The following is a 26,614-nucleotide window of genomic DNA, read 5'->3' as shown; positions in this document are numbered from 1 at the left end:
ATCAGGTCCTTTCCAGTTCATTGATTGCATCAGCCAGGCGGCGCACATCGTCGGCCGTGTGGGCGGCCGACAGGGTGATGCGCAGGCGCGCGCTGCCGGCCGGCACGGTTGGCGGGCGGATGCCGCCGACCCAGATGCCCTGCTCGTACAGCGCGGCGGACAGCCGCATGGTTTCGTCGTTCTCGCCAATGATGATTGGCTGGATTGCCGTCTGCGACGGCAGCAATTGCCAGCGCTTAAGGCGCAGGCTGTCGTGCAATTGTGCCACCAGCGCTTGCAGCTGGGCGCGGCGCTCGCGGCCTTCATTGCCGGAGATGATATCCAGGCTGGCTTGCAGGGCGTGCGCCAGGGCTGGCGGCGCGGCGGTGGTAAAGATATACGGGCGGGCGCGCTGGATCAGTGTTTCCACCACGGTGCGGTGCGCGGCCACGAAGGCGCCGCCCACGCCGGCTGCTTTGCCGAGCGTGCCGACATAGACCAGGTTCGGCGAGCGCATGCTGAAGTGTTCCAGCGCGCCGCGGCCGTTCTCGCCCAGCGTGCCGAAGCCGTGAGCGTCGTCCACCACCAGCCAGGCCTTATGCAGTTCGCACAGGGCCAGCAACGCCGGCAGGTCGGCCAGATCGCCGTCCATGCTGAACACGGAATCGGTGACCACGATCTTGGTGCTAGCCGTGCTGGCGGCCAGCAGTTCGCCCAGCGCGGCGGCGTCGGCGTGCGGGTAGACCGACAGCTTGGTGCGCGCCAGGCGGCCGCCGTCGATCAGCGAGGCGTGGTTCAGCGCTTCGCTGAAAATCTCCGTGTCCTTGTCGGCGCTGGCCAGGCCGGTCAACACGGCCAGGTTGGCCATATAGCCGGTGCAGAAGTAAAGCGCCTGCGCTTCCACCAGGTGCGGCGACAGGAATTCGGCCAGGCGCTGCTCCAGCAGCGTATGCGCGCGGCTATGGCCGCTGATCAGGTGCGAGGCGCCGCTGCCGGTGCCGTACATTTCCACGCCCTGCTGCATGGCTTCGGCCAGACGCGGGTGCGCGGCCAGGCCCAGGTAATCGTTGCTGCAGAACGCCAGCAGCTCGCGGCCATCGACCATGACGCGCGGCGCGCAGGCGGTTTCCACCGAGCGCCGTTTGCGGATCAGGTTTTTATCGTGCAGGCCTTGCAGCTGCTGTTCGAGTTTTGCCAGCAGTTCCATCAGTCCACCGTCTTTTCAAATACCGACAGCGTGCGCGCGGCCAGGCCCTCGATCTCCTCGTCGGAGAGGATGTAGGGCGGCATCAGGTACACGGTATTGCCGATCGGGCGCAGCAGCAGCTCCTGCCTGGTGCCCTCGGTGAAGAAGCGGCGCGAAAATCCCGGCGCGGCGTTGATCGCGTCGAACGCCCAGATCATGCCGCGGTTGCGGAAGTTGGTCACACGTTCGTGCTGTGCCAGCGGCGCCAGGGCCTCGGTCAGCTTGCGCGAGCGTGCCTTGTTCGCTTCCAGCACATGGTCTTCGTTGAAGATGTCCAGCGTGGCCAGCGCGGCGCGGCAGGCCAGCGGATTGCCGGTGTATGAATGAGAATGCAGGAAGCCGCGCGTCACGTCGGCGTCGTAGAAGGCCTGGTAGATCTCGTCGCGCGACAGCACGATCGACAGCGGCAGGTAGCCGCCGCTGATGCCCTTTGACAGGCACAGGAAGTCCGGCCAGATGCCAGCCTGCTCGCACGCGAAGAAGGTGCCGGTGCGGCCGCAGCCGACGGCGATTTCGTCCAGGATCAGGTGCACGCCGTGCTTGTCGCACAGCTCGCGCACCAGTTTCAGGTAGAGCGGATCGTGCATCGCCATGCCGGTGGCGCACTGCACCAGCGGCTCGATGATGATGGCGGCGATCTTGCCGGCGCGTTCGGTGAACATGCGCTCAACGTCAGCGGCGGCGCGGCGTGCCACGTCAGCGGCCGATTCGCCTTCCGCAGCCTGGCGCGCATCCGGCGACATCACCGTCTGCGTGGCGCGCAGCAGCGGGCCGTAGGCGTCCTTGAACAGCGCCACATCGGTCACGGCCAGCGCGCCGATGGTCTCGCCGTGGTAGCTGCCTTTCAGGCAGACGAATTCCTGCTTGTCGCCCTGGCCCATATTGCGCCAGGAATGGAAGCTCATTTTCAATGCGATTTCGACTGCCGACGCGCCATCCGACGCGTAGAAGGCATGCCCCAGCTGGTGCTGGGTCAGCGCCGCCAGGCGTTCGCTGAGCTGGATCACCGGCTCGTGGGTGAAGCCGGCCAGCATCGCATGCTCCAGCATGTCCAGCTGCTCGCGCAGCGCCGCGTTGATGCGCGGGTTCGCATGGCCGAACAGGTTCACCCACCAGGAGCTGATCGCATCCAGGTAGCGGTTGCCTTGGTGGTCATACAGCCACACGCCGCGGCCATGGCTGACGGGAATCAGCGGTACCGTTTCATGGTGCTGCATCTGGGTGCACGGGTGCCAGACCGACTTCAGGCTGCGTGCGACCCAATCGCTTTGTTGGTTCACTTCCAAAAACTGCTCCGTTAGTTCAGCCAGCCCGGCTTGCGCTTCTCCAGGAAGGAGCTGACGCCTTCGCGGCCCTGCTCGGAGGCGCGGATATGGGCGATGCGTTCCGCCGTATCCTTCAGCAGCGCATCGTTCACCGGCTTGCCGGCGATATCGCGCACCAGCGCTTTCGCTTCCTTGACCGCATTCGGGCTGTTGGTGACGAGGGCTTTCAGCACCTCGGCGACTTTGGCATCCAGCGCGTCGGCGGCCACCAGTTCGTGGACCAGGCCGATACGGTGGCCTTCGACTGCGCTGAATCGTTCGGCGGTGAGGAAGTAGCGGCGCGAAGCCTGCTCACCCATCGCCTTGATGACATACGGCGAAATGGTCGCGGGGATCAAGCCCAGTTTCACTTCGCTCAGGCAGAAATTCGCTTCCGGCACCGCGATCACGATGTCGCAGGCGGAGACGAGACCCATGCCGCCGGCATAGCAGTCGCCGTGCACACGCGCGACCACCGGTTTCGGGCAGGCGTAGATGGTGCGCAGCATTTGCGCCAGCTGCATGGCGTCGGCCTCATTCTCCTCGTGGGTGTAATGGGCCATCTTTTTCATCCAGTTCAGGTCACCGCCGGCGCAGAAGGCCGGGCCGTTACCTGCCAATACGATGGCGCGGACCAGCTCATTGCGGCCCAGCTCCGAGAAGGCGCGCGTCAGGTCGTTGATCGAATGCTCGTTGAAGGCATTGCGCACATCCGGACGGTTCAGGGTGACGGTGGCGACTTTGTCGTTGATTTCAACGGTCAGGGTTTCGTAAGTCATCTTCGCCTCCTTACATGCGGAACACGCCGAACTTGGTGTCCGGGATTTCCTGGTTCAGCGCTGCGGACAAGCCCAGGCCCAGCACCATGCGGGTGTCGGCCGGATCGATCACGCCGTCGTCCCACAGGCGCGCGGAGGCGTAGTAAGGGTGGCCCTGCACCTCGTACTGGTCCTTGATCGGCTGCTTGAAGGCCGCTTCTTCTTCGGCGCTCCAGGTGCCGCCTTTGGCCTCGATGCCGTCGCGCTTCACGGTAGCCAGCACGCCGGCGGCCTGTTCGCCGCCCATCACGGAGATACGTGCGTTTGGCCACATCCACATCATGCGTGGCGAGTAGGCACGGCCGCACATGCCGTAGTTGCCGGCGCCGAAGGAGCCGCCGATGATCACGGTGAATTTCGGCACGGAGGCGGTAGCGACAGCGGTCACCATCTTGGCGCCGTTACGGGCGATGCCTTCGTTTTCGTACTTGCGGCCGACCATGAAGCCGGTGATGTTCTGCAGGAAGACCAGCGGGATCTTGCGCTGGCAGCACAGTTCGATGAAGTGCGTGCCCTTCAGCGCGGACTCGGAGAAAAGGATGCCGTTGTTGGCGATGATGCCGACCTTCATGCCGAAGATGTGGGCGAAGCCGCACACCAGCGTAGTGCCGTAGCGTGCCTTGAATTCGTCGAATTCCGAGCCGTCGACAATGCGCGCGATCACTTCGCGGATATCGAAAGGCTTGCGGGTATCGACCGGGATTACGCCGTACAGTTCTTCCGGCGCGTACTTCGGTTCGACTGCCTCGCGCAGCACGCCTTGCTGCGGCTTCTGGCGGTTCAGGTTCGACACGATGGTGCGGGCCATCGACAGCGCATGCATATCGTCCTGCGCCAGGTGGTCGGCCACGCCGGACAGGCGGGTGTGCACATCGCCGCCGCCCAGGTCTTCAGCCGACACCACTTCACCGGTTGCCGCCTTAACCAGCGGAGGGCCGCCCAGGAAGATGGTGCCCTGCTCTTTCACGATGATCGACTCGTCCGACATGGCCGGCACGTAAGCGCCGCCGGCGGTGCAGGAACCCATCACCACCGCGATCTGCGGGATGCCCTTGGCCGACATATTGGCCTGGTTGAAGAAGATGCGGCCGAAGTGGTCGCGGTCCGGGAACACGTCGTCCTGGTTCGGCAGGTTGGCGCCGCCCGAGTCCACCAGGTAAATACATGGCAGGTTGTTCTGCTCCGCGATCTCCTGCGCGCGCAGGTGCTTCTTCACGGTCATCGGATAGTAAGTGCCGCCCTTCACGGTGGCGTCGTTACACACGATCACGCACTCCTGGCCGGACACGCGGCCAATGCCGGTGATCACGCCCGCTGCGGGAGCGGCGTTGTCGTACATATCATGCGCAGCCAGCTGCGAGAATTCGAGGAAGGGGGTGCCGGGATCGAGCAGCATCTGAACGCGGTCGCGTGGCAGCAGCTTGCCGCGCGCCACATGCTTGGCGCAGGCCGCCTCGCCGCCGCCCTGCGCCGCCTTCGCGACTTTGGCGCGCAGGTCGTCGACCAGGGCTTGCATGGCGGCGGCGTTGGCTTTGAAGTCCTCGCTGCGCGGATTGAGTTTGCTTTCGATGCTCGGCATTGTCGTCCTCTTGTCTCTTATTCTGGAAATTCGCCGTCCACGTAAAACCAGCGCAGGCCGCCATCACCTGGTTCGCGCAGGAAGCGGCTCAGCTCATGCAGGCGCTGGCCGCGGCCATCCACGCGCAGGCGGGCCACGAACTCGACGAAATCCTCGTTCGGCTTGGCCTCTGCTTTACGTTGACGTAAACGTAAAGCCGATTTTACCTCAAGTCCCAGCCATTGGAGCTTTTCGTCCGGTCGGACTATTTTTTCTGTGGGCCGCGTGGTTTCGTGCCAAGTTGCCAACAAATACGGCTCATTTTTGAGCGTATACGCCGTATAGCGCGAGCGCATCAGCTGCTCCGCCGTCTCCGGCACCTTGGCGCCTTCGATAAACGGCCCGCAGCACGTCTCGTAGGAAGGACCGCCGCAAGGGCAGCCCACAGGGGTCTTCGATTTGGACATCCCGCAATTATCCGCCATATCGGCCGGCGGCGGGTTTTAGGGCACTGGGCTTCCGCCCTTTGCTGCAGCTTCTATAGTTGGAAGTTCGTTGAGCAAATGAGGAAGCGAGATCGTCAAAGTTTCCCAGACGACCTCCAGATCGATGTCAAAATAACCATGGGCAATCCGATTGCGCATGTTTTGCATGCTACGCCACGGGATCCCAGGGTATTTGTCGAGAAAGTCGGCATAGCCCAACTGCAGCTTACCCGCTGCCTCACCAATAATGATCAGATTCAGCAGCTTGCTGTGTACGAATGTCTGCCATGAAGTCCTCTTTACTTAGGCCATCGATATATCCTGAGGCGAACTTTGAAGCTGCCAGAATATGCCCGAGATAGACGCTGGCGCGTTTCATAAGGGGACTGCTCGAGCCAGGACTTCGGAGCGGAATAGCGGAGATAAGTCCCCTGGCGTGCGCAAGTCAACACTAATTCCTAACAGCTCTTCCAAATCAAGCTGCAGCTGACTAAGGTCCAGAAGAGTCGTGCCGGGTGGAGCATCGACCAGTAAGTCCAGATCACTTCCGTCGCGGTCGGTTCCATGGATCGTGGAACCGAAGATACGCGCATTCTTTACTTGGAGCGTGCAAGCAGCTCCACAAGCGCGGCATATTTGGATTCCAGAACTAGAGACGGTTTCATGGCCGCTAAGCTAAGAGTCTATTTAACCCTATTTTAGACCTTGAAGCGCCCAGCTTGCGTTGCCCCGTTAATGCTTGTACGCCAAACAATCGAGGGCGAATGGGGATTCCTTGCCGCGCATGAGCGTGGACAGCAGGTTGGCGCTGCCGCAGGCGAAGGTGAAGCCGAGCGGGCCGTGGCCGACGTTGAGCCACAGGTTGGGGTAAGGCGTGGCGCCGATGATCGGGGCGCTGTTCGGGGTGGCGGGACGCAGGCCGGCCCAGGCTTCGGCCTGGTTGTAGTCGGCGGCGTTCGGCATCGACTCGCGCGCCAGGCGGGTCAGGCTGGCGATGCGGCGGCGGTCAATGCGGGTGTCTTCGCCCACCATGTCGACCATGGCGGCAATCCGCAGCTCGTTGCCGATGCGCGCGTACAGGGTCTTGCGTTCGAAATCGGTGATGCTGATATTCGGCGCCACATGCTCGCTGCGGATCGGCGCGGTCAGGCTATAGCCCTTGAGCGGATACATCGGCAGGTCGAGGTCGGCGGTGGCGGCCAGATCGCGGCTCTGGATGCCGGCGGCCAGCACGTAGTGGTCGGCGGAGATCCAGCCGGCATCGGTCTCAATCGCCGACACCTTGCCATTTTCTACAAAGATGGTGCGCGCCGCCGTGTGCATGCAGCGTTCGAAACGCGGATGGGCGTAGATGCGCTTTTCCAGCGCCAGGCAGAAGGCGTAGCAATCGGCTACCGCTTCACCGGCGTTGAAGATGCCGCCCGCCAGCTTGGGCGCCAGTTCGGCCAGTGCCGGTTCGATGCGCGCGGTATCGGCGCCCACCAGGATGGCGCGGTTTTCGTCGTCATCCGGCTTGTCCAGCGCGGCCTTGAAGGCCTCCTCAGTACGGTACACCACCAGCTTGCCCGCGTTGCGCCAATTGAATTCGGACAGCGGAAGGTTCAGCTCCAGCTGCGCCAGCGACTGGCGGCTCAGTTCACCCAGCTGCAGCAGCTTGGCGGTGGTGCGGGCATTATCGGCGGAGTTGCAGTTGGCGAGGAACTGCGTCATCCAGCGCCACTGGCGGTAATCCGCTTCAGGACGGAAGCGCAGCGGGCCATCCGGCTGGAACAGCCACTGCATGGCCTTCTTCGGCACACCGGCATCGGCCAGCGGAGACACGTAGCGGTAGCTCAGCTGGCCGCCGTTGCGGTAGCTGGCTGCACTGGCGACCGTCGGGGCACGTTCGAGCAGGGTCACACGGTAGCCGGCTTCCAGCAGCCACCATGCGGACGTCAGGCCGACTACGCCGCCGCCAATTACCACTACTTGCTGTGCTTCCTGCATGCCACCTCCGGGTTTCACTGGTTATAGAGCTTAAGGCGCAGGGTTGCGCTGGAGCCAATGAAACGTATTCTTGCGGCCATAACCTTTGGTCATGTGCTTGCAGCAGTTTCAGTCCTCACGCCCCAGGATGGCGCGCTTATAGAGCGCGTCGAGGATCTTCTCCTCGGCCCGGGTATGGGCTGAATACTGGCCAAGGTCGGCATCGGGATCGCTGGCGAATCCGCCGATCAGCGATACGATGCCCTGCTTCTTCCGTAAGTCTACGGCGAAGGTGGACACCAGGCCATACGCTTCGCCCAGGTGGCCGACGGCGTGGAATTTGCCATCCGCCGGCATGCCGCCCATATTGCCGCGCACGTCGGCAAAGCGCTGCGTGCCCAGGCCCCAGCTGTGGTACAGGCCTTTCAGCGTGTCGCCATTGCTGCCGTTGTAGCGCCACTGCTCGCTGAACATCATGGCCAGCGATTCGGGCTTGAGGATTTGCTTGCCCTCGTGGCGGCCATTGTTGATCAGCATGAGCATGATCTTGCCCATATCGGCGGCGGACATGCGCATGCCTCCAGTGGGGCTGAACGGCGTGGCGTTAGCGCCGATGACGTATTTTTCGATGCCGGGCGGAGCCAGCGGGGCGGCAACGCCGAAGTCATCCACCTGCGCAATCCATGGGCCCTTGCTGTCCCAGACTTCCGTATCGCGCGTGCGGCGGCGGTACAGAGTGGCCGTATCAGCCACCTCCTGCTGGCTGAACTCGGAAGGGTTATAGCCGCCATGCAGGCCCATCGGCGCCAGCAGCAGGCGTTTCATCAGGCGGTCAAAGCGCTCGCCGGTGACGCGTTCCATGATGGTGCCGATCACGGCCCAATTCAGGTTGGAATAGGTGAAGTACTGGCCGGGCTCGCCCTCGCGCGCCCACATCTTGCCTTCCGGGACCAGCACGTCGCGCAGCGCCGTACCGCTGACCCAGAAATAGCCGGCGTCATCGCGCAGCGTGGAGGTGTGGCTCAACAGGTGCCGCAAGCTGATGCTGCGTGCAGGATAGTGCGGGTTGCGCAGCGCGAAGCCGAGGTAGCTGCCCACGTCGGTATCGAGCGACAGCTTGCCTTCCTCCACCAGCTTCATCACGCCAAAGGTGGTCATCATCTTGGAGATGGAGGCCATGCGGAACATGGTTTGCGGCGTAACCGGCGCCGTCACGCCAGTGCCGGCCGTATCAAGCCGGCGATGGCCGAACTGTTGTTGGTAAGCCACCTTGCCATCGCGGATCGCCAGTACCGATAAGCCCGACAGCGGGCGCTGTGGGTCGTTCACGATCGCCGCCAGTTCCGCATCCAGTTTGCTGGCCGCAGCCTGGCTCATTCCACTCAACAGTACTGCGCCGATCAGGGCGCGCATTCCTTTTTGCATGCCTTCTCCTTTTGCGCCCAGCATACGGCGGCACTGTTTCGCTGAGCTAATGAAAACTGATTATCTGCCCATAACCCTCATGCATTGAACCTCAACATGTGAAATGAAAAGAGCAGCATGTTTTCGCTTTCGCTATTACACTAGCAACTATAGGAGAAATGCAATGAGCCTCACCGGTGCTGAATTCAAACCAGATCTACAAGACAATTCCCCGCTGTACATGCAGATTGCACGCAAGTTGAGCGACGATGTACGCAACGGACGTTACCAGGTAGACCAGGCATTGCCCTCCGAACGCACCCTGTCGGAATTGCTGAACGTATCGCGCGTCACCGCCCGCAAGGCGATTGACCAGCTGGTGGACCAGGGCCTGGTGGTGCGCCGCCGCGGTTCCGGCAACTACATCGCGCCGCGCATCGAACAGCCGCTGTCGAACCTCACCAGCTTCTCGGAACAATTGGCGCAGCGCGGCTACAAGCCGGGCTCGCGCTGGCTGAAGCGCGGCCTGGTGGCAGCCACTGCCGATGAGCAGCTGAGCCTGGGCCTGTCGCCCAACACCCGCGTGGCGCGCCTGGAGCGCCTGCGCTTGGCCGATGATGTGGTGATGGCCTATGAAGTCTCGATCCTGCCGCAAACCATCGTCGCCAATCCCGAGCTGATCGGCGATTCGCTATACCAATACCTGGAATCGGTCGGCAAGGCGCCGGCGCGCGCGCTGCAGCATATCCGCGCCATGAACGCCTCGGCCGAGCTGGCACGCCAGCTGGAAGTACCGGAAGGCCAGGCCGTCCTGTTTATTACCCGTATCGCCTATCTTGAGTCGGGCCAGGCGATCGAGCTGACGCACTCCTACTGCCGCAGCGACCACTACGATTTCGTGGCCGAGATGCGGCGCGCTGCGTAAGCTGCATAACCTGGGGGCATGACCCCCGCAAGTCCTGTCATGGGCTGGCCCGGCATTTTGGCATTAAACTGGTTTTATGCTGAATACCGAAACGCCCAGTTCCCAACACCGCGAACTGGACCAATATCCTACAGAGCAGCTGGTAGCCGCCTTTGCCGATGACCAGCTGACGGCGGTGCAAGCCGTACGCGCCGCCGTTCCTGCCATTACCAAGGCAGTAGAAGCGGCCGTGCCGCGCATCGAGGCAGGCGGACGCCTGCTGTATGTCGGCGCCGGCACCTCGGGCCGCCTGGGCGTGCTGGACAGCGTTGAGCTCTACCCTACCTTCTCCTGGCCGCACGAGCGCGCCGTGGCCGTCCTCGCCGGCGGCACGGAAGCCATGTTCCAGGCCGTGGAAGGCGCCGAGGATGACCGCGAACAAGGCGCCCGCGACCTGCTGGCGCTGGCGCCTGGCCGCAACGATGTGGTGCTGGCGCTGGCCGCCTCGGGCACCACGCCTTATGTACTGGGCGCCATCGAAGCCGCACGCGAAGTGGGCGCGCTGACCATCGGCATCGCCAACAATCCCGGCGCGCCGGTCGCGCAGCAGGCGGAAATCGGCATCACCCTCGATACCGGCAACGAAATCATCTCCGGCAGCACGCGCCTGAAAGCGGGCACTTCGCAGAAGATCGTGCTGAACACCATTTCCAGCGCGATCATGGTGCGCCTGCACAAGGTTTATGGAAACTTGATGGTAGACTTGAAGCCGACCAATGCGAAGCTGTTCGCGCGTACGGTGCGGCTCACCATGCACGCTACCGGCGCGGATGAAGCGGCAGCCCGCACAGCGCTGGAACAGTGCGGCTTCCACGTCAAAGTGGCGGTGGTCGCCCTGTTAAAGAAAACCACGGTTCAGCATGCGGGAGACTTGCTGGACCAGGCCAGGGGCAGCGTGCGCGGCGCACTGAATAGTTGATCCGCCCTGCGCCCGTTCCCGGCCACCTGAAAGGATGTAATGGATCGAGCGCAGCAACGCAGCCCATGGGCGTGGATTCCCACCCTGTATTTCAACCAAGGTATTCCCTATTTTGCGGTCATGGCCTTGTCCACCGCGATGTACAAGGACCTTGGCATCTCCAACACGGAGATGGCCTTTTACACCGGCTGGCTGTACCTGCCATGGGTGATCAAACCCCTGTGGTCGCCCCTGATCGAAATGTTCGGCACCAAGCGGGCCTGGGTCACCATCCTGCAGATGGTGCTGGGCGTGTCGCTGGCTGCCGTGGCGTTTACCCTGCCTTTATCGAACTTCTTCCAGCTTAGCCTTGGCGTGATGTGGCTGATGGCGTTCAGCTCGGCCACGCACGATATCGCGGCCGATGGTTTCTACATGCTGGGGCTGCGGCAGAAGCAGCAGGCGGAATATGTCGGCGTGCGCAGTACCTTCTACCGCGCGGCCAATGTGGCTTGCAACGGCGGCCTGCTGTTCCTGGCGGGTGAGATCATCAAGTATTACGGCAATCCGCATGTGGCCTGGGCCATCACTTTCGGTGCGGCGGGCGCCGTGTTCCTGGCGCTGGCCATTTACCACCAGTTTATGCTGCCACGGCCGGCCGAAGATGTGCCTGCAGTGCACTCTTCGGCGCCGATGAAGGAATTCTTTGCGACCTTTGGGGCCTTCTTCCGCAAGGATGGCATTGTCGTGATCCTGCTGTTCCTGCTGTTGTTCCGTCTTGGCGAGTCGCAGCTGCTGAAGATGGTGGTGCCGTTCCTGAAGGATCCGCTGGAAAAAGGCGGCCTGGGCATGAGCACGGCGGATGTGGGCATTGCCTACGGCACCATCGGCATCATTGGCCTGATCCTGGGCGGGCTGGTGGGCGGCTGGCTCATCTCGCGCTTCGGCCTGAAGCGCTGCCTGTGGCCGCTTGCGATTGCGATCCACGTGCCGGACCTGGTGTTCGTGTACCTGTCGCAGGCGCAGCCGCAGAATTTCATCTGGATTTCGACCTGCCTGGCGGTGGAGCAGTTCGGCTATGGCCTGGGCTTCACGTCCTTCATGATGTACATGATCATGGTGAGCCAGGGCGAGCATAAGACTGCGCATTATTCGATCTGCACCGGCTTTATGGCATTGGGGATGATGATCCCGCAGATGGCGAGTGGTGCGATCCAGGAGTTCCTCGGATATCAGCATTTCTTCATTTATGTCTGCACGGCGACGATCCCTGCCTTTATCATGACGGCGCTGATCAAGATTGACCCGGAATTTGGGCGCGAGTAGAGGATTTGGTTTTGGCTTTTAATGCGAAGAGGCGGCTGACTATTGCCGCAGCCGCGGCCGGCGTGGCCGCATTTTTGGGGGCGTGTACCAGCACGCCGCACGCGCCAGGCGCGGCTGCCGTCAACGGCGGATCCGGTGCGGCCGGTGCCGGCTCGGGCACGGCCGGCGCAGCGGGCGGCCACGTGGGCCAGCCCGGCCAGGTATCCAGCCAGCAATTCTCAGGCGAGTCGCCGCCAGCCGCGCCGCGCGAGTTCCGTGCGGCCTGGGTGTCGACGGTCGCCAATATCGACTGGCCGAGCAAGAGCAGCCTGCCGCCGGCACGCCAGCAAGCGGAAGCCATCGCCATCCTTGACCGCGCCAAGTCGCTGCACCTGAACGCTATCGTGCTGCAGGTGCGCCCGAGCGCCGATGCGATCTACCCATCCAAGCTGGAGCCTTGGTCGGAATTCCTGACCGGCCAGCAGGGCAAGGCCCCCGAACCGGCTTGGGACCCGCTGGCCTTCTGGATCCAGCAGGCCCACGCGCGCGGCATGGAGCTGCACGCCTGGTTCAACCCTTACCGCGCCCGCCATTCCGCCGCCCGCACGCCGAACTCGCGCGACCACATAGCCAACACCAAGCCGCAAGTGGTGCGCCAGTACGGCAAATTCCAATGGATGGATCCGGGTGAGGAAGCGGCAGCGCAGCAAACCCTGGACGTGATCCTCGACGTGGTACGCCGCTACGACATCGACGGCGTCCACATCGACGACTACTTCTACCCCTACCCGATCGAAGCCCCCGGCGCCAACGGCGGCGAAGCCGCGCTGGACGCGCAATCGAACGGCGCCAAGGCGGAACTCGACTTCCCCGACAGCGCCGCCTGGCAACGCTACCAGCAGGGTGGCGGTACGCTGGACAAAGCAAGCTGGCGCCGCCAGAACGTCAACCAGCTGATCGAAGCGATCTACGGCGGCATCCGTAAGGAAAAGTCCTGGGTACGCTTCGGCATCAGCCCCTTCGGCATCGGCCGCCCGGACCGCCGCCCGCCTGGCATCCAGGGTTTCAGCCAGTATGACAAGCTGTATGCCGACGCCGAACTGTGGCTGCAGAACGGTTGGCTCGACTACCTGGCTCCGCAGCTGTACTGGCCGATCGCCCAGCAGCCGCAAGCCTTCCCTGTGCTGCTCGACTACTGGCTGGGCCAGAACAAGCGCGGCCGCCACATCTGGCCCGGCCTGTACACCAGCCGCATCGACGACACCGCCAAGTCCTTCACGGCAGAAGAAATCGTGCAGCAGGTCGACGTCATGCGCAGCCGCCCGAACGTGAACGGCCATATCCACTTCAGCATCGCCGCCCTGATGCAGAACCGCAAAGGCGTGACCGACCAGCTGAAAGCCACCAGCTACCCCGGCCCGGCCCTGGTGCCGGCCTCGCCCTGGCTGGGCAGCGAAGCGCCGCCGGCGCCGACCGTGGCCGTCAAGCGCCACGCCAGCGGCCTGGCGGTCGCCCTCGGAAACGTGCAGCGTGCAAGCCAAGTGGCGATCTGGGCCCGCTATGGCGAGGAATGGCGTTTCAATGTGGTGCCGGCCGGCCGCAGCGAGGTGGTGCTGACCGACGATAATGGCGTGGCTGCCCGCAGCGTCGTGGTGTCGGCGGTCGACCGCCTGGGCAACGAGAGCCCAAGAGTTTCCGCAGCGTTATAACTTTTTGGAATGAGTGTACCAACGCCTTTCATGTAAAGATGGAAGCGTTTCACCGTACACTCATCTGATCATGGGCAAACTGCAAACCGATCGCACCCTTGGGCTGGGTATTGATGCCGGCGGCACGGAGACGCGCTGGGCGCTGTCCGAACCGGACGGCGAGATCGTGGCCGAAGGCACGGTCAGCGGCCTGTCGGCCCTGCTGATGGCCAAGCCGGCCGGGCGCGAGCAAGTGCACGCCACCTTCAGCCAGCTGGCGAAGGATGTGCTGGAAGCGGGTCACCCGCTGCGTGTCTGCGCCGGCCTGACCGGCTTTGGCGGCGATGGCAATGTCCTGGTCGGCTGGCTGTCCGATTTGCTCGACGTGCGGCTTGACGCCATCACCCTCTGCAACGATATCGAAATCGCTTACCTGGACGCTTTTGAGCCGGGCGAAGGCTACCTGGTCTACGCCGGCACCGGCTCGATCGCCGCCTTCATCGACGAAAACGGCGAATTCCACCGTGCCGGCGGCCGCGGCGTCATGCTGGACGATGCCGGCGGCGGCTTCTGGATCGCGCGCGAAGCCATGCGCCGCATCTGGCGCCGCGAAGACGAAGAGCCGGGCGCCTGGCAGGATTCGCCCATGGCGCACGCGGTGTTCGACCACGTGGGCGGCAGCGACTGGTCCTTTTCGCGCAGCTTCATGTACACGCAGGAACGCGGCGAGATCGGCAAGCTGGCGCTGGCCGTCGCCATGAGCGCCGGCGCCGACCCGTCGGCCCGCCACATCCTGCTGCAGGCCGGGCGCGAACTGGCCCGTCTGGCGCTGGCCCTGGTTACGCGCTTCGGCGAACGCCCGATCACGCTGTCGGGCCGGGCCGCCGAACTGCATCCCCTGATTTTCGAAGCCATGCGCGCCGACCTGCCGCACGGCCTGACTTTACAAAAACGCACTGCCCGCCCGCACCACGCGGCAGCGCACCTGGCCGCCCGGCCACGCAATTAAGAGAACCACGAGACCATGAAGAAACTGCTGCTTGCCTCCCTGATTGCCCTGACCGGCTGCGCTTCGCAACTGCCGCGCATCGATAATTCGCTGGTTTCCAAGGGCCAGAGCAGCCGCGTGCGCTTCGTGGTGATCCATTACACGGTGTCCGACCTGCCGTTGTCGATCAAGCTGCTGACCGAGAAGGAAGTCAGCGCTCACTATCTGCTGACCGACGAGAATGAGCCGCGCATCTACGCCCTGGTCGACGAAAACCGCGCCGCCTGGCACGCCGGCATCAGCAGCTGGAAGAACTACACGGCGCTGAATTACAGCTCGATCGGCATCGAAATCGTCAATCCGGGCTTCAAGGACATGCCGGACGGCCGCCACTGGTACGGCTTCACCGAGCGCCAGATGGACCAGCTGGTCGCCCTGCTCAAGCAGATCAAGGAACGCCACCAGGTCGCGCCGGAAAACTTCCTCGGCCATTCCGAGATCGCCCCGCAGCGCAAGCAGGACCCGGGCCCCCTGTTCCCATGGAAGCGCCTGGCCGACGAAGGCCTGATCGCCTGGCCGGACGCCAACGCCGTCGCCGCCGCGCGCCCGCAATACGAAGCCCAACTGCCCGACATCGCCTGGTTCCAGAAAAAGCTGGCCGAGCACGGCTACGCCACCCCGCAAACTGCAGTGCTGGATGAGCAGACCCGCAATGTGCTGGTGGCTTTCCAGGCCAAATACCGCAACAGCAAGTGGGACGGCGTGCCTGACGCCGAGTCCGCCGCGATCCTCGACGTGCTGACTGCTACAAAGCCGAAACAGTAAGCGCGTTGCACGGTCGCCGGCTTTCCCCTATCCTGCGGTGATGCTGCGGGGAAGGGCCCACGGCGCCAGGAAGAGGAACCAGAACCATGCGGCTGCGCCATATCGAAGTTTTCCACGCCATCATGCAGGTTGGCACCATCAGCGGTGCCGCCCAGGTGCTGCACATTTCACAACCTGCGGTGACCAAGGTGCTGCAGCATTGCGAACTGCAGCTCGGCATGCCGCTGTTCGAGCGCGTGCGCGGCAAGCTGTATCCGAAACCGGAAGCGCACCGCCTGTTCGCTGAAACCGAAAAGCTGCATCGCGACCTGCAGGGCATCCGCCGCCTGGCCGCCAGCCTGAAAGGTCGCGCGGTCGAAACCATCCGCCTGGTGTCCACGCCGACCATCGCCATCAGCGTGCTGCCAGCCGCCATGAGCGAATGGCGCCGCGAATTCCCGGACACCCGCTGCGAGCTGGCCACCCACCACACTTCCGAGATCGTCAACACGCTGCGCCTGGGCGAAGCCGACATGGCGCTCTCGCTGCAGGACCCGCGCCACCCCGGCATCATCGCCGAACCGATTGCGCAGGGCGTGATGACCGTGATCGCCCCGCCCGGCACCTGGCGCGCCGATGAATTGGACAAGCCGCTGACGGCGGAAGGCCTGACCGGTGAACTGATCGGCCACGCCGACAACGACCCGCTGGGCGAGATGGTGGTGGCGTCCTGCGAAGCGCAGGGCATCCAGCCCTTCTTCCGCACCACGGTGCAGACTTACCAGATTGCCCGCTCGCTGGTGGAGGCTGGCGGCGGTATCGCCGTGGTCGATCCGCTGACGGCGGCATCGGCCGATCCGGCCAAAGTACAGAAGCGCGTGTGGGCGCCGGCCATCCCGATCCAGCTATTCCTGCTGACCAATGGCCACTCGCCCCTGTCGCATGGCGCCCGCCAGTTGGCCGACTGCATCGCCGGCGAAGCGCGCGCCTGCCTCGATCAAGGGAAATAATGAGCAACACCATCCGCAGCGAAGACATCCCGAGCAGTCCCGATTTCCGCCACCTGAGCACCATTGCCGATATCGCGGTGGACCTGCGCTATGCCGGTCCGGATAATTTTGTCGGCCGGGACCTGTATTCGCCGCTGGATTGCGCCTGGCTGCACCGCGACGCCGCGGCCGCCATCGAGCGCGTGGTGGCGTATCTGGCGCAGCGCGCGCCGGGCCACAAGGTGCTGCTGCTTGATGCCCTGCGTCCGCACCGGGTGCAGGAGCAGCTGTGGGACGCGCTGGCCGGTACTGATTTGCAGATGTACCTGGCGCCGCCGGAACGCGGTTCGATCCATTCATTCGGCATGGCGGTGGATATCACCATCCTCGACCCGTCCGGCGCGGAGCTCGATATGGGCACCGGCTTTGACGATATGACCGAACTGTCGCACCCGGCGCTGGAAGCGCGGCACCTGGCCAGCGGCGAACTGACCTCCGCGCAGGTGGCGAACCGCCAGCTGCTGCGCGACGCCATGTTCCAGGCGGGCTTTGTCGGCATCAACAGCGAATGGTGGCATTTCGACTGCGGCGACCGGGTACTGGTGCGCCGCGACTTTACGCGGGTCCTATAAAGGAGGCACACCCATGCGGCAGCCCTGGTCCACGACACGTGCAATCCTGACCGGCGGCGCGCTGGGCGGGCTGTTGGATATCATTTTCGCGATCAGCTTCGCTGGCTACAACGGCTTGCCGCCGGAACGCCTGCTGCAGGTGGTCGCCAGCGGCGCGCTGGGCCAGGCGGCCTTCACCGGCGGCGGCGCAGCCGCAGCGTTCGGGTTGGCCTGCCATTTCGCCCTGAGTCTTGTGTGGATGGCGCTGTTCTTCTTCGCCGCGCGCCGTGTGCCCGCGCTGGCGCGCAAGCCATTGCCGGCGGCGGTCGGCTACGGCGTGCTGGTGTTCCTGGTCATGCGCCTGGTGGTGCTGCCGCTGTCGGCCTTCCCGCGCCCGGTGACCTTCAACGCCTTCTCCTGGGGCATGGATACCCTGTCGCACATCTTCCTGTTCGCCCTGCCGATCGTGTGGGCCACGCGCAAGGCTGCGCGCGCCCCGGCCGCCTAGTTGGCCCTGCCGTCGGCGACGATCTTCAGGCTTTTGCGCTCCACCAGCGCTGCGCGGACCTGATGCTTGCGCAGCACGCCTTCAGCGTCGAACAGCAGCGCCAGTTCAGCCACTGAATCGATCTTCTCCTTGCCCGGCAACGGCGCACGCTCCAGCAAGGTCCACATTTCGCGGCCTTGCGACAACTGGCGCGATTTGCCGCGCGCCAGCAGCGCTTGCAGGTCGGCCTTGCGCGTCTGACCCGGCACCAGGCCGGCAACGTCCTTCTCGAACACAGGCGCGCTATTGGAGGAAGGCTGGGCATCGCCATCGACGTAGTAGATGCGCACCAGCGCATCATCCGGCCACAGCTCCTCTTCGATTGGGGGATGGAAGTAGCGGCTGCGCTGCCTTGGCAGCTTGGTCACCGCGTTGTCCGGCATGGCGGGGCTGAACAGATGGCGCTCACGCCCCGGCGCCTCTACCGTCACCGCAAAGATCTCGCGATCCGCCAGGAAGAAGAACGGCACATTTGCACCGCACTGTCCCATCATTTTGGTGAGGAACGCCATTCCGCCATGTTGCAGGCCCGAAGCATAGGTGACCTGGCATTGCACCCGCAGGTCGCCCAGGCGGCGCGTATCCGCCGGCAAGCCGGGGGTGATGACCTGCGGCTTCCAATAGACCGACCCGGTCCGGCGATTCGACACCAGCGCAGCATCCTCACGCTGCGCGGTTTCGTTGACAGGCAGCGCGAATGAGGCGTCATCGTCATGCGCCAGGGGCAGTTTGAGGCTCGCGCTTTCCAGCGCCAGACGCAGCGTCTGCGGCTTCACATCGCGCTCCGTGCCGAACATGCGGAAACGCAGCACAGCGTTCGGCGCCTGCGCACGCAGGCTGTCAAACTTTTCTACGCCGCGCAGCATGCGGCGATACGACTGCTCCGAGCTGAATTCACCCGGCACTTCGACACGCTGCATCGGCGCCTCATCCTGCGCCAGCGCGCAAGCCGCGACCGACGATGCTGCGGCCAGCAGAAACAATTTGAATACATTCATTGGGAAGCCTGTGGTGCATAATCGGCAACTATTACACCTCAAGGAGACACCAATGCGCAAGCTGTTCGCCGCGGCCCTGATGATGGCGGCATCCCTGGCCCACGCCCAAGGCGGCCCGTCCGTGCCCGGTCCGTCGAAAGTGCAGCCGGGCTGCTATCACGTGAATGAAAAGATGGAGCGCGAGGTGGGCTACTGCCAGGCCAGGCGGCACGGGAATATGCTGTACATCTCAGGCCACACGGCGGGCGGCGAGATGCCGGCGGCGGTGAAGACGGTGTACACGCGGCTAGGCCGCATCCTGGCCGCGCATGGCCTGACGTTCAAGGACGTGGTGAAGGAGAACGTGTTCACCACCAATATGGATGCGCTGGTGAAAGCGGCCGACGTGCGGCTACCGTTCTACGACAACCACTACCCAGCCGCCAGCTGGATCGGGGTGCAGCGCCTGTTCATGCCTGAATTCGTGATCGAGGTCGAACTGGTCGCTGCATTCCCGGACGGGAAGTAAGTCAGGCGGGTGCGCGCACCGGTCAATTGGTGCGGGACACCCAGTCCACCATGCCATCCACGATGGCACGGCCATTGCCATTGCCGGCGCGGTCGTGGTTGACCATCACCACCACGATGCACTGCTGGCCGTTGGCGTCCGGTACGTAACCGGCGATGGCGACCACGTTTTTCAGCGTGCCGGTCTTGACGCGCGCGCGCATGGAGGCGCTGCTTTCCTTCAGGCGGCGCTTCATGGTGCCGTCGATGCCGGCGATCGGCAGGCTGGTGAGGAATTCAGGCGCCCACAACGACTTCTGCGCGGCTTTCAGCAGGCCGGCCATCTGCTCGGGGCTGAAGCGCTCGATGCGCGACAGGCCGGAGCCGTTTTCGAACACCATGCCGGTATCGTCGATGCCCTGGGCGCGCAGCCAGTTGCGGATCACCATTTCGGCGCGGGCCTGGGTGGTGGCTGCCGGCGGTGCTTCATCAGCGCCGCCAGGGCTGGCCGGGCCGGCCTGGTCCGGCAAAGGGCGGCTGCCCAGCACCGGGTCGGCCTGCAGGCTGCCGAGGCTGAGGAAAACGGTGCGTGCCAGGCCGTTGTCCGACGGCTTGTTGATGTCACGCACGGTCTCGGACAACGGACGGCTCACGTGCTCGGCCAACAGGCTCGAAGCCGCGCCGCTGAAGGCGCGCGACTCTTGCGCCGAAGCCTCTACTGCCTGGCCGGTGAAGCGGCCGCCAAGGCGTTCCCAGGTGGCGCGGAACAGGCGTTCGGCGTATACGGTGCGATCAAGAATGTTGACCACATTGGTCTTGCTGCAGTTGCGGGGGAAGGTACCCTTCAGCACTACGGTGATGCGCGAGCCGGTGCGCTCATATTCCGGGATCTTCCAGCCATCTTCCCACTTCGCGCACTCGCCGTCGGTCAGCGTCATCTCCGAGCGCACGCGCACGTTGGCCAGTTCCGGCAGTACGCTGGCCTTGAGCGACTTGGCGTCGGAGGTGAGGTCGAGCGTCTGCAAATTCATGTTCAGCAGCAGCGCATCGGGAATCAGGTTGTAGTAGGCCTCGGGCGATTCGTCGAAGGGCGCCACACCGACATCGCTGCGTGCCGGTTGCCACAGCTGGCGGTCCAGCACCAGGTTGCCTTGGATCTTGCGGACGCCCTTGATGCGCAGTTTCTCCAGCATGTGGGCAAAGGCGTCGGCGGTCAGGTCGCCGTCCGCACCGCCGCGCAGCACCACGTCGCCGTGCAGCACGCCGCGCACCACTTCGCCGGTGGTGCGCAACTCGGTGCGGCCGCGGAACTGCGGGCCCAGCGTGTCCAGGCCGACCATGGTGGTGAACAGCTTCATGGTCGAAGCAGGCGTGAAGGTGCGCGCCGCATCGTGCGAGACCAGCACCTGGTCGCCGCGCAGCACCAGCGCGCCGATGGCGTCTTCAGGGATGCCTTTTTCCGCAGCGATGCGGGCGATCGGTTCAGGCAGTGCGGCCTGCGCGGAGGCGCCGATGGCGGCGAACAGGGTGGCGAGTAAGAGGCGTCGCATGGAGAGTCCTTAACCGAAGAATACGTAAGCAACAGCAATCGCAGTCAGCACGCCCGCCAGGTCGGCGATCAGGCCGGCCGAAATCGCATAGCGGGTCTTGCGGATGCCGACGGAGCCGAAGTACAGGGCCACGATGTAGAAGGTGGTATCGGCCGAGCCCTGGAAGATACAGGCCAGGCGGCCGACGAAGGAATCCGGGCCGTAGGTCTTCATGGCGTCGATCATCATGGCGCGCGAGCCGGAGCCGGAGAAGGGCTTCATCAGCGCGGTCGGCAGCGACGGCACGAAGTCGGTGCGCAGGCCGAGCGCGTTGAAAACCCAGTTAAAGCCATCCATCACCAGCCCGAACACGCCGGCGTTGCGCAGCACGCTGATCGCCACCAGCATGCCTACCAGGTAAGGAATCACGGTCAGCGAAGTCTGGATGCCGCCTTTGGCGCCCTCGATGAAGGCTTCGTACACATTCACCTTCTTGATCAGGGCGCCGATGATGAAGGCGGCGATGATCGAAATCAGGATCAAATTCGAGGCAACCTTCGACACCACCTCGATCTGCTCGCGCGTCAGGAAGGCGGTGAAGTACCAGATCAGCCCCGCGATGGCGGCCGTCATGCCGCCGATCCAGGCCAGCAGTACCGGATCGAACAGGTTAAGGCGCTGGCGGATGCCGACGGCGATGATGCCGGTCATGGTCGCCGCATAGGTCGCGATCATGCAGGGAATGAAGATGTCGGACGGATCGGCCGCGCCGAGGATGGCGCGCTGCGCCATGATCGCCAGCGGAATCAGCGTCAGGCCCGAGGTATGCAGCACCAGGAACATGATCTGCGCGTTGCTGGCCGTGTCCTTGTTCGGGTTCAGCGTTTGCAGGCTTTCCATCGCCTTCAGGCCGAACGGGGTGGCGGCATTGTCCAGGCCCAGCAGGTTGGCCGAGAAGTTCATCACCATATGGCCGGTGGCCGGGTGGTCTTTCGGCACTTCCGGGAAGATGCGCGAGAAGAAGGGCGAGATGATCTTGGCCAGCCAGCCGATCGCACCTGCCTTCTCACCCACGTTCATGATGCCCAGCCACAGCGTCATCACGCCAGCCAGCGGCAGCGCGATGTCCATCACACCGAGCTTGGCGGATTCAAAGGTGCCGTCGATGATCTTTTTGAAGATCTCGGTATCGCCCATGAACAGCCATTGGATGATGGCAGCGGCGAAGCCGACCAGGAAAAAACCGGACCAGATGTAATTGAGGGACATGGATGCGCGTCTTCTGAGGTAATGACCAATTTTGCAGCGAAAGTATAGGGCCAGCGGATGAAAGAATGCGGTGCGGGCATGTAAAAAAGTTATAAGCTGGCGTATCGCCGCGCTCTGGCTTATATTCCTGCCGCATGAAAAGACTCCGCGTCCTCGTCACAGCCCTCGCCCTCGCCACCGCCAGCGCCGCCACCGCGCCGGCGGCGCACGCCGCCGACAAAGTCCTGCATGCCTTCCTCTCCACCGGCGAAACCGCCCTGGATCCGGCCGTCGCCTCCGACCTGGCCAGCCTGAGCCTGCTGGAAAACCTGTTCGAGCCGATGCTGCGCTACGACTACAGCGCGCGCCCGGTCAAACTGGCGCCAAGCGCCCTGCGCGAAATGCCTGCCAGCGACGACAGCGGCACCGTCTGGACCTTCCAACTCAAGCCGGGCATGTATTTCAGCGACGATCCCGCATTTAAAGGAAAAAAGCGCGAAGTTGTTGCTGCCGACTACAAGTACGCCATCGAGCGCCTGTTCGATCCCGCGCTGAAATCGCCCTGGCTGTTCATGTTCGAGAACAACCTGGCCGGCCTGGAGGTGGTCGACAAATACACGCTGCGCATGCGCCTGAAAGCGCGCGACCCCAGCCTGCTGTTCTACCTGGCCCTGCCCGCCACCGGCGCGGTGGCACGCGAGGTGGCCGAAGCCTACGGCAGCCAGATGGGCAACCACCCGGTCGGCAGCGGCCCCTTTGTCATCGAGGAATGGAAGCGCAGCGACAAGATCACCCTGGCCGCCAACAAGGGCTACCACCAGGTGTGGCAGGGCCAGCGCTTGCCGCTGGTGGACAAGGTCGAGGTCAAGATCATGGAGGAATACCAGTCGCGGGTGCTGGGCTTCCTGAACGGCGAGTTCGATTACATCGAGCAGGTGCCGGAATCGATGCGCGACATGGTGCTGGAGCCATCCTCGCCGCAGCCGGTGCTGAAAAAAGAGCTGGCCGCACGCGGCATGGTGCTGTCGCCGTTCCCGGTGCTGCAGACCTATTACATGTGGATGAACATGGACGACCCGGTGATTGGTGGTTACAGCAAGGAGAAGGTCGCCCTGCGCCGAGCCATAGCATTGGGTTATAACAGCCCGGAAGACGTGGCCCTGCTGAAAAAGGGCCTGGCGATCCCGGCCCAGAGCCCGTTGCCGCCCAATGTGCTGGGCTACGACCCGGCCTACCGCAGCCCCATCAGCTATAACCCCAAGCTGGCCAAAGCCCTGCTCGACCGCTATGGCTACAAGCTCGGCAAGGATGGTTTCCGCACCCTGCCGAACGGCCAGCCGCTGGCGCTGGTCATGCACAGCGAACCCACGATGGTGGGCCGCCTGCGCGACGAACTGTGGCGCAAGAACCTGACCGCGCTCGGCATCCGCGTCAGCTTCAAGACCGACAAGAAGACCGAGATCATCAAGGCCAGTCGCCTGGGCAAGGTGCAAATGTTCGAAACCAACTGGATCGCCGACTTCCCCGATGGCGACAACTTCTTCCAGCTGTTGTATGGCCCCAACAGCGGTCGCGCCAACTACGCCCGTTTCAACCTGCCGGAATACAACAGCCGCTATGAAAAAGCGCGGCAGCTGAGTGACGGGCCGGAACGCAACCAGCTGTACCGCGAGTTAAACCAGCTGATCCACGCCTACAACCCCTGGGTACCGCTGATCCACCCGATTTCGGCCGATATCCAGCAACCGTGGCTTAAAAACTACAAGCGCCACCCAGTGGAATTAACCAACTGGCGCTACCTGGACATTGATGGAAAACGTAATATGACGCCTTCATTACATTAAGTTATGGACGCAGCAGTAATTTTCATTGGATGACAAGTTTTCTATAACGATACTCTGCATTCGTATAACTATTTCTACTTTGGGAGAAGGCCCGTGAAGGTAAAAAAGCTGGCGCAACTGATTGCGCTCATCGGAGTAGTAAGTCCAGCCATGGCGCAGCAAGCTGCGCAGCCAATGCAGCGCGTGGAGATCACGGGTTCCAGCATTAAACGGGTTGCCGCCGAAGGCGCTCTCCCAGTGCAGGTAATCACTTTTGACGCCATCCAGAAGGCTGGCATCACCAGCACCGAAGACCTGCTGCGCACCATTTCCGCCAACGGTACCGGCGCCGACAATATGACTTCCGGTAATAACGTGTTCGGCGCCGACGCCGACCGCGTGTCCGGCGGCGCATCCTTCGCCTCCCTGCGCGGCCTGGGCCCGAACGCCACCCTGGTGCTGCTGAACGGCCGCCGCGTGGGCAACCACGGCGCTTCCGGCAAGGCAGTCGACCTGAACTCGATCCCGCTGGGCGCCATCCAGCGCGTGGAAATCCTGAAAGACGGCGCCTCCGCGATCTACGGTACCGACGCCATCGGCGGCGTGGTCAACTTCATCCTGAAGACCGACTACCAGGGCGTAGAACTGAGCGCCAGCTACAATGCCACCGAAGCCGGCGGCGGCATGCAGCGCCGTTACTCGGCACTGGGCGGCTGGGGCGACCTGGCCAACCAGGGCTGGAACGTGATGGCCAGCGTGACGCATGACGTCAACGACAAGCTGTCCTCCAGCCAGCGCGACTTCGCCAACGGCTACCAGCCGGCACGCGGCCTGTCGCCGGACACCACCGGCACCCCGTATGCGAACATCCTGACCGGCGCCGGCACTGCCCTGGGCACCGGCTTCAAGGTCGCGGGCGACAACACCACCTACCTGCAAGCCAACCCACTGAGCTTCCAGGGCAAGTGCGACACCATCCCTGGCATGTCGCAGTACCAGACCGACCTGTGGAAAGACGTCACCGCGCCGACCCGCACCAAATACTCCTGCGCCTACGACTACGGCGCGGACTACGTGATCAGCTTCCCGGTAGAGCGCACCAACGCGGTGTCGCGCGCCACCTTCCAGCTGAGCCCTGAGCACAAGATGTTTGCCGAACTGCTCGGCTCGCGTACCGAAGCGACCGCTTCGCTGACCCCGGTCCAGATTTCGACCAGCCTGGCCAACGGCAACGCCTACCCGGTCAACGGTCCGTACTATCTGGACATGAGCCAGTTCATCCCGACCTACGACAAGACCAAACCGATCATCTACAAGTGGCGTTCGACCCCATGGGGCGACCGTACGCAAAAGAACGTCACCGAAAACCTGCGCGGCCTGATCGGCATGGAAGGCCTGCTGGCCGGCAAGTACGACTATAAGGTCGGCCTGTCGCGCGCCCAAAGCAAGACCAAAACCGACCTGATCGACGGCTACGGCTGGACCAGCCAGATCTACTCGGCACTTGGTTCGGGCAAGATCAACCCATGGCTGCAGCCTGGCCAGAGCCAGACCGCCGAAGCGATGCAGCTGATCGAGTCCACCAAGTACAAGGGCGCACTGCAGCACGGCAAGACCACCCTGACCCAGCTGGACGGCTCGATTTCGGGCGAAGTGTTCCAGCTGCCGGCAGGCGCCGTATCGATGGCAGCCGGCGTCGACCTGCGCCGCGAAACGTATGAGTTTGCGCAGGATGTGGACGCCACCAAGATCCTGCTGGCACCGGGCAACGCCAACCAGAGCCGCGTCAGCCGCAATATCAAGGCGGTTTATGCCGAAGCGATCATTCCAGTAATCAAGGACCTGGAAGTGCAGCTGGCCGTGCGCCGCGACGATTACTCCGTGATCGGCGCCACCACCAACCCGAAAGTATCGTTCCGCTGGCAGCCAACCCAGAACCTGATGTTCCGTGGCTCCGCCTCGGAAGGCTTCCTGGCGCCTAGCTTCACCCAGCTGTACGCCGGCCGCCTGCAGCAGGAACTGCCGAACGGCGTGATCGACCAGGAAGGCTGCGCCAAGAACCCAGGCAATCCGGCCTTCTGCGCCATCCCGCGCCTGAACTACATGACCGGCGGTAACCCGAACCTGCGTCCGGAAACCTCCAAGCAGGGTACCCTGGGTATGGTGGTGGCACCGTTCACCGGTTTCACCGCCTCGCTGGACTTCTGGGCCATCAACATCCAGGACCGTATCCTGAACCGTACGCCGCAAGTGGTGCTGAACAACTGGCAATACCTGCCTGAGTACATCATCCGTAACCCACAGACCGGCGTGATCGACCATGTGGAAGCGGGCTGGATCAATGCGGCCGGCTTGAAAACCCGCGGCCTGGACATCGGCCTGCGCGGCGACTACAAGATCGGCACCTACAAGACCACCGCATCGCTGGACGGCACCTGGATGAAGTCCTTCCAGTTCGCGGAGTTCGAAGGCCAGCCGTTCAAGGAGCAAGTCGGCAAGTTCGCCACCCGAGACGTCTACCTGCGCTGGAAGCACAACGCCAGCGTGACCGTGGCGCGCGGCGACTGGAGCGTGCTGTTCACCAACAAGTTCGCCTCGCACTATGCGGACCAGCTGCCGAACGGCGGCAAGGGCACCCCGCCAGCCGGCTTCGACCCGATGGTCAAGCACTACAGCATCTTCGGTATTTCGGGCACCTACACAGGCTTCAAGAACACCACCATCACGGCCGGTATCCAGAACCTGTTCGACACCGATCCGCCATTCACGGCCCACAACGTGGACGAAGTGGTGGGCGCCGGCTGGGACCCACGCGTAGCGGACGGCCGTGGCCGCTCCTTCGCACTGAACCTGAAATACAAGTTCTTCTAACTTGATTACTCGGCGCAGTTTTGGCCGAATCGTGGCGGGGGGGGGGGGGGGGGGGGGGGGGGGGGGGCGGGGGGGGCGGGGGGGGGGGGGGGGGGGGCGGGGGGGG

Annotated in this window: 25 protein-coding genes; 12 read left to right on the top strand and 13 right to left on the bottom strand. The window is 63.6% G+C overall.

The genetic code is table 11. The features are described 5' to 3' along the window. Position 1 precedes the first annotated feature (1 nt). From bioF to AAHE99_RS06195, 10 genes are all read right to left on the bottom strand, one after another. The gene (gene bioF / locus AAHE99_RS06235) at positions 2 to 1,186 is read right to left on the bottom strand and encodes an 8-amino-7-oxononanoate synthase (protein ID WP_342115522.1); all 1,185 of its coding nucleotides are present in this window, start codon (positions 1,184 to 1,186) and stop codon (positions 2 to 4) included. Beyond that, on the bottom strand, positions 1,186 to 2,511 hold the full coding sequence (bioA, locus tag AAHE99_RS06230; RefSeq protein WP_342115520.1) for an adenosylmethionine--8-amino-7-oxononanoate transaminase: 1,326 nt from the start codon (positions 2,509 to 2,511) through the stop codon (positions 1,186 to 1,188). Before bioA ends, bioF begins: the two co-directional genes overlap by 1 nt. Positions 2,512 to 2,522: 11 nt before the next feature. After that, entirely contained in the window at positions 2,523 to 3,308 is a 786-nt protein-coding gene (locus tag AAHE99_RS06225; RefSeq protein ID WP_342115518.1) for an enoyl-CoA hydratase/isomerase family protein, read from the bottom strand. Between the two features lie 10 nt (positions 3,309 to 3,318). Next, positions 3,319 to 4,926: a carboxyl transferase domain-containing protein gene (locus AAHE99_RS06220; RefSeq protein WP_342115516.1), complete on the bottom strand. Its 1,608-nt coding sequence runs from the start codon at positions 4,924 to 4,926 to the stop codon at positions 3,319 to 3,321. Positions 4,927 to 4,943: 17 nt separating this feature from the next. Then, the gene (locus tag AAHE99_RS06215) at positions 4,944 to 5,372 is read right to left on the bottom strand and encodes a YchJ family protein (protein ID WP_342115514.1); all 429 of its coding nucleotides are present in this window, start codon (positions 5,370 to 5,372) and stop codon (positions 4,944 to 4,946) included. A 36-nt stretch (positions 5,373 to 5,408) separates the two neighbouring features. Continuing rightward, the gene (locus AAHE99_RS26770) at positions 5,409 to 5,609 is read right to left on the bottom strand and encodes a HepT-like ribonuclease domain-containing protein (RefSeq protein WP_446728897.1); all 201 of its coding nucleotides are present in this window, start codon (positions 5,607 to 5,609) and stop codon (positions 5,409 to 5,411) included. Between the two features lie 19 nt (positions 5,610 to 5,628). Continuing rightward, positions 5,629 to 5,769, bottom strand: a complete 141-nt coding sequence (locus AAHE99_RS26765; protein WP_446728896.1) for a hypothetical protein — start codon at positions 5,767 to 5,769, stop codon at positions 5,629 to 5,631. After that, positions 5,766 to 5,960 carry a nucleotidyltransferase family protein gene (locus AAHE99_RS06205; RefSeq protein ID WP_446728899.1) on the bottom strand — a complete coding sequence of 65 codons (195 nt, stop codon included), beginning with the start codon at positions 5,958 to 5,960 and terminating at the stop codon, positions 5,766 to 5,768. Before AAHE99_RS06205 ends, AAHE99_RS26765 begins: the two co-directional genes overlap by 4 nt. Before the next feature lie 162 nt (positions 5,961 to 6,122). Next, a complete protein-coding gene (locus tag AAHE99_RS06200; protein ID WP_342115512.1) occupies positions 6,123 to 7,376 on the bottom strand; it encodes a D-amino acid dehydrogenase in 1,254 nt (417 codons plus the stop codon). Positions 7,377 to 7,484: 108 nt separating this feature from the next. Further along, on the bottom strand, positions 7,485 to 8,780 hold the full coding sequence (locus AAHE99_RS06195) for a serine hydrolase domain-containing protein (protein ID WP_342115510.1): 1,296 nt from the start codon (positions 8,778 to 8,780) through the stop codon (positions 7,485 to 7,487). Positions 8,781 to 8,943: 163 nt separating this feature from the next. On the opposite strand from AAHE99_RS06195, the gene AAHE99_RS06190 reads away from it, so the two are divergent. The 9 genes from AAHE99_RS06190 to AAHE99_RS06150 all read left to right on the top strand — a co-directional run bounded on the left by AAHE99_RS06190 (position 8,944) and on the right by AAHE99_RS06150 (position 17,514). After that, on the top strand, positions 8,944 to 9,684 hold the full coding sequence (locus AAHE99_RS06190; protein ID WP_342115508.1) for a GntR family transcriptional regulator: 741 nt from the start codon (positions 8,944 to 8,946) through the stop codon (positions 9,682 to 9,684). Positions 9,685 to 9,760: 76 nt separating this feature from the next. Then, positions 9,761 to 10,642 (top strand): N-acetylmuramic acid 6-phosphate etherase, encoded by an 882-nt coding sequence (murQ, locus tag AAHE99_RS06185; RefSeq protein ID WP_342115506.1) that lies wholly within the window; start codon positions 9,761 to 9,763, stop codon positions 10,640 to 10,642. Between the two features lie 39 nt (positions 10,643 to 10,681). After that, positions 10,682 to 11,947 (top strand): MFS transporter, encoded by a 1,266-nt coding sequence (locus tag AAHE99_RS06180; protein ID WP_342115503.1) that lies wholly within the window; start codon positions 10,682 to 10,684, stop codon positions 11,945 to 11,947. A 62-nt stretch (positions 11,948 to 12,009) separates the two neighbouring features. Continuing rightward, on the top strand, positions 12,010 to 13,635 hold the full coding sequence (locus tag AAHE99_RS06175; RefSeq protein ID WP_342115501.1) for a glycoside hydrolase family 10 protein: 1,626 nt from the start codon (positions 12,010 to 12,012) through the stop codon (positions 13,633 to 13,635). 70 nt (positions 13,636 to 13,705) lie between these two features. Next, on the top strand, positions 13,706 to 14,623 hold the full coding sequence (locus tag AAHE99_RS06170) for an N-acetylglucosamine kinase (RefSeq protein WP_342115499.1): 918 nt from the start codon (positions 13,706 to 13,708) through the stop codon (positions 14,621 to 14,623). 15 nt (positions 14,624 to 14,638) lie between these two features. Beyond that, positions 14,639 to 15,427: an N-acetylmuramoyl-L-alanine amidase gene (locus AAHE99_RS06165; protein WP_342115497.1), complete on the top strand. Its 789-nt coding sequence runs from the start codon at positions 14,639 to 14,641 to the stop codon at positions 15,425 to 15,427. Between the two features lie 86 nt (positions 15,428 to 15,513). Further along, entirely contained in the window at positions 15,514 to 16,416 is a 903-nt protein-coding gene (locus AAHE99_RS06160) for a LysR family transcriptional regulator (RefSeq protein WP_342115495.1), read from the top strand. Next, the gene (locus AAHE99_RS06155) at positions 16,416 to 17,027 is read left to right on the top strand and encodes a M15 family metallopeptidase (RefSeq protein WP_342115493.1); all 612 of its coding nucleotides are present in this window, start codon (positions 16,416 to 16,418) and stop codon (positions 17,025 to 17,027) included. The genes AAHE99_RS06160 and AAHE99_RS06155 overlap by 1 nt, the downstream gene beginning before the upstream one ends. 13 nt (positions 17,028 to 17,040) lie before the next feature. After that, the gene (locus tag AAHE99_RS06150; RefSeq protein ID WP_342115490.1) at positions 17,041 to 17,514 is read left to right on the top strand and encodes a hypothetical protein; all 474 of its coding nucleotides are present in this window, start codon (positions 17,041 to 17,043) and stop codon (positions 17,512 to 17,514) included. On the opposite strand, the gene AAHE99_RS06145 is transcribed toward AAHE99_RS06150, so the two are convergent. Next, positions 17,511 to 18,551 (bottom strand): hypothetical protein, encoded by a 1,041-nt coding sequence (locus tag AAHE99_RS06145; protein WP_342115488.1) that lies wholly within the window; start codon positions 18,549 to 18,551, stop codon positions 17,511 to 17,513. The genes AAHE99_RS06150 and AAHE99_RS06145 overlap by 4 nt on opposite strands. 52 nt (positions 18,552 to 18,603) lie before the next feature. Here AAHE99_RS06145 and AAHE99_RS06140 point away from each other — a divergent pair, with 52 nt between their 5' ends. Continuing rightward, positions 18,604 to 19,059 carry a RidA family protein gene (locus AAHE99_RS06140; RefSeq protein ID WP_342115487.1) on the top strand — a complete coding sequence of 152 codons (456 nt, stop codon included), beginning with the start codon at positions 18,604 to 18,606 and terminating at the stop codon, positions 19,057 to 19,059. 22 nt (positions 19,060 to 19,081) lie between these two features. Here the strand turns inward: AAHE99_RS06140 and dacB are convergent, their stop codons facing one another. Then, positions 19,082 to 20,587, bottom strand: a complete 1,506-nt coding sequence (dacB, locus tag AAHE99_RS06135; protein ID WP_342115485.1) for a D-alanyl-D-alanine carboxypeptidase/D-alanyl-D-alanine endopeptidase — start codon at positions 20,585 to 20,587, stop codon at positions 19,082 to 19,084. A gap of 9 nt (positions 20,588 to 20,596) precedes the next feature. Next, complete coding sequence (locus tag AAHE99_RS06130) at positions 20,597 to 21,835, bottom strand: nucleoside recognition domain-containing protein (protein ID WP_342115484.1); 1,239 nt, start codon at positions 21,833 to 21,835, stop codon at positions 20,597 to 20,599. A gap of 134 nt (positions 21,836 to 21,969) precedes the next feature. On the opposite strand from AAHE99_RS06130, the gene AAHE99_RS06125 reads away from it, so the two are divergent. Continuing rightward, positions 21,970 to 23,658: an ABC transporter substrate-binding protein gene (locus AAHE99_RS06125; protein ID WP_342115483.1), complete on the top strand. Its 1,689-nt coding sequence runs from the start codon at positions 21,970 to 21,972 to the stop codon at positions 23,656 to 23,658. A gap of 93 nt (positions 23,659 to 23,751) precedes the next feature. Beyond that, entirely contained in the window at positions 23,752 to 26,508 is a 2,757-nt protein-coding gene (locus AAHE99_RS06120; protein WP_342115481.1) for a TonB-dependent receptor, read from the top strand. Positions 26,509 to 26,614: the final 106 nt, after the last annotated feature.

The sequence above is a fragment of the Pseudoduganella sp. OTU4001 genome, from assembly GCF_038440195.1.
In the GTDB taxonomy this organism is placed as follows: domain Bacteria; phylum Pseudomonadota; class Gammaproteobacteria; order Burkholderiales; family Burkholderiaceae_D; genus Rugamonas.
The sequence above is the reverse complement of the archived record's forward strand: the minus strand, read 5'-3'. Positions and strand labels throughout refer to the sequence as shown.

What these genes read in the sequence shown, in the direction of transcription:
- AAHE99_RS06140 (WP_342115487.1), top strand. Translation starts at nt 18,604, where the DNA reads ATGCGCAAGCTGTTCGCCGCGGCCCTGATGATGGCGGCATCCCTGGCC.
- bioF (WP_342115522.1), bottom strand. Translation starts at nt 1,186, where the DNA reads ATGGAACTGCTGGCAAAACTCGAACAGCAGCTGCAAGGCCTGCACGAT.
- AAHE99_RS06220 (WP_342115516.1), bottom strand. Translation starts at nt 4,926, where the DNA reads ATGCCGAGCATCGAAAGCAAACTCAATCCGCGCAGCGAGGACTTCAAA.
- AAHE99_RS06130 (WP_342115484.1), bottom strand. Translation starts at nt 21,835, where the DNA reads ATGTCCCTCAATTACATCTGGTCCGGTTTTTTCCTGGTCGGCTTCGCC.
- AAHE99_RS06225 (WP_342115518.1), bottom strand. Translation starts at nt 3,308, where the DNA reads ATGACTTACGAAACCCTGACCGTTGAAATCAACGACAAAGTCGCCACC.
- AAHE99_RS06190 (WP_342115508.1), top strand. Translation starts at nt 8,944, where the DNA reads ATGAGCCTCACCGGTGCTGAATTCAAACCAGATCTACAAGACAATTCC.
- AAHE99_RS06180 (WP_342115503.1), top strand. Translation starts at nt 10,682, where the DNA reads ATGGATCGAGCGCAGCAACGCAGCCCATGGGCGTGGATTCCCACCCTG.
- AAHE99_RS06165 (WP_342115497.1), top strand. Translation starts at nt 14,639, where the DNA reads ATGAAGAAACTGCTGCTTGCCTCCCTGATTGCCCTGACCGGCTGCGCT.
- AAHE99_RS06160 (WP_342115495.1), top strand. Translation starts at nt 15,514, where the DNA reads ATGCGGCTGCGCCATATCGAAGTTTTCCACGCCATCATGCAGGTTGGC.
- dacB (WP_342115485.1), bottom strand. Translation starts at nt 20,587, where the DNA reads ATGCGACGCCTCTTACTCGCCACCCTGTTCGCCGCCATCGGCGCCTCC.
- AAHE99_RS26765 (WP_446728896.1), bottom strand. Translation starts at nt 5,769, where the DNA reads ATGAAACGCGCCAGCGTCTATCTCGGGCATATTCTGGCAGCTTCAAAG.
- AAHE99_RS06170 (WP_342115499.1), top strand. Translation starts at nt 13,706, where the DNA reads ATGGGCAAACTGCAAACCGATCGCACCCTTGGGCTGGGTATTGATGCC.
- AAHE99_RS06195 (WP_342115510.1), bottom strand. Translation starts at nt 8,780, where the DNA reads ATGCAAAAAGGAATGCGCGCCCTGATCGGCGCAGTACTGTTGAGTGGA.
- AAHE99_RS06215 (WP_342115514.1), bottom strand. Translation starts at nt 5,372, where the DNA reads ATGTCCAAATCGAAGACCCCTGTGGGCTGCCCTTGCGGCGGTCCTTCC.
- AAHE99_RS06150 (WP_342115490.1), top strand. Translation starts at nt 17,041, where the DNA reads ATGCGGCAGCCCTGGTCCACGACACGTGCAATCCTGACCGGCGGCGCG.
- AAHE99_RS06200 (WP_342115512.1), bottom strand. Translation starts at nt 7,376, where the DNA reads ATGCAGGAAGCACAGCAAGTAGTGGTAATTGGCGGCGGCGTAGTCGGC.
- AAHE99_RS06145 (WP_342115488.1), bottom strand. Translation starts at nt 18,551, where the DNA reads ATGAATGTATTCAAATTGTTTCTGCTGGCCGCAGCATCGTCGGTCGCG.
- AAHE99_RS06155 (WP_342115493.1), top strand. Translation starts at nt 16,416, where the DNA reads ATGAGCAACACCATCCGCAGCGAAGACATCCCGAGCAGTCCCGATTTC.
- murQ (WP_342115506.1), top strand. Translation starts at nt 9,761, where the DNA reads ATGCTGAATACCGAAACGCCCAGTTCCCAACACCGCGAACTGGACCAA.
- AAHE99_RS06125 (WP_342115483.1), top strand. Translation starts at nt 21,970, where the DNA reads ATGAAAAGACTCCGCGTCCTCGTCACAGCCCTCGCCCTCGCCACCGCC.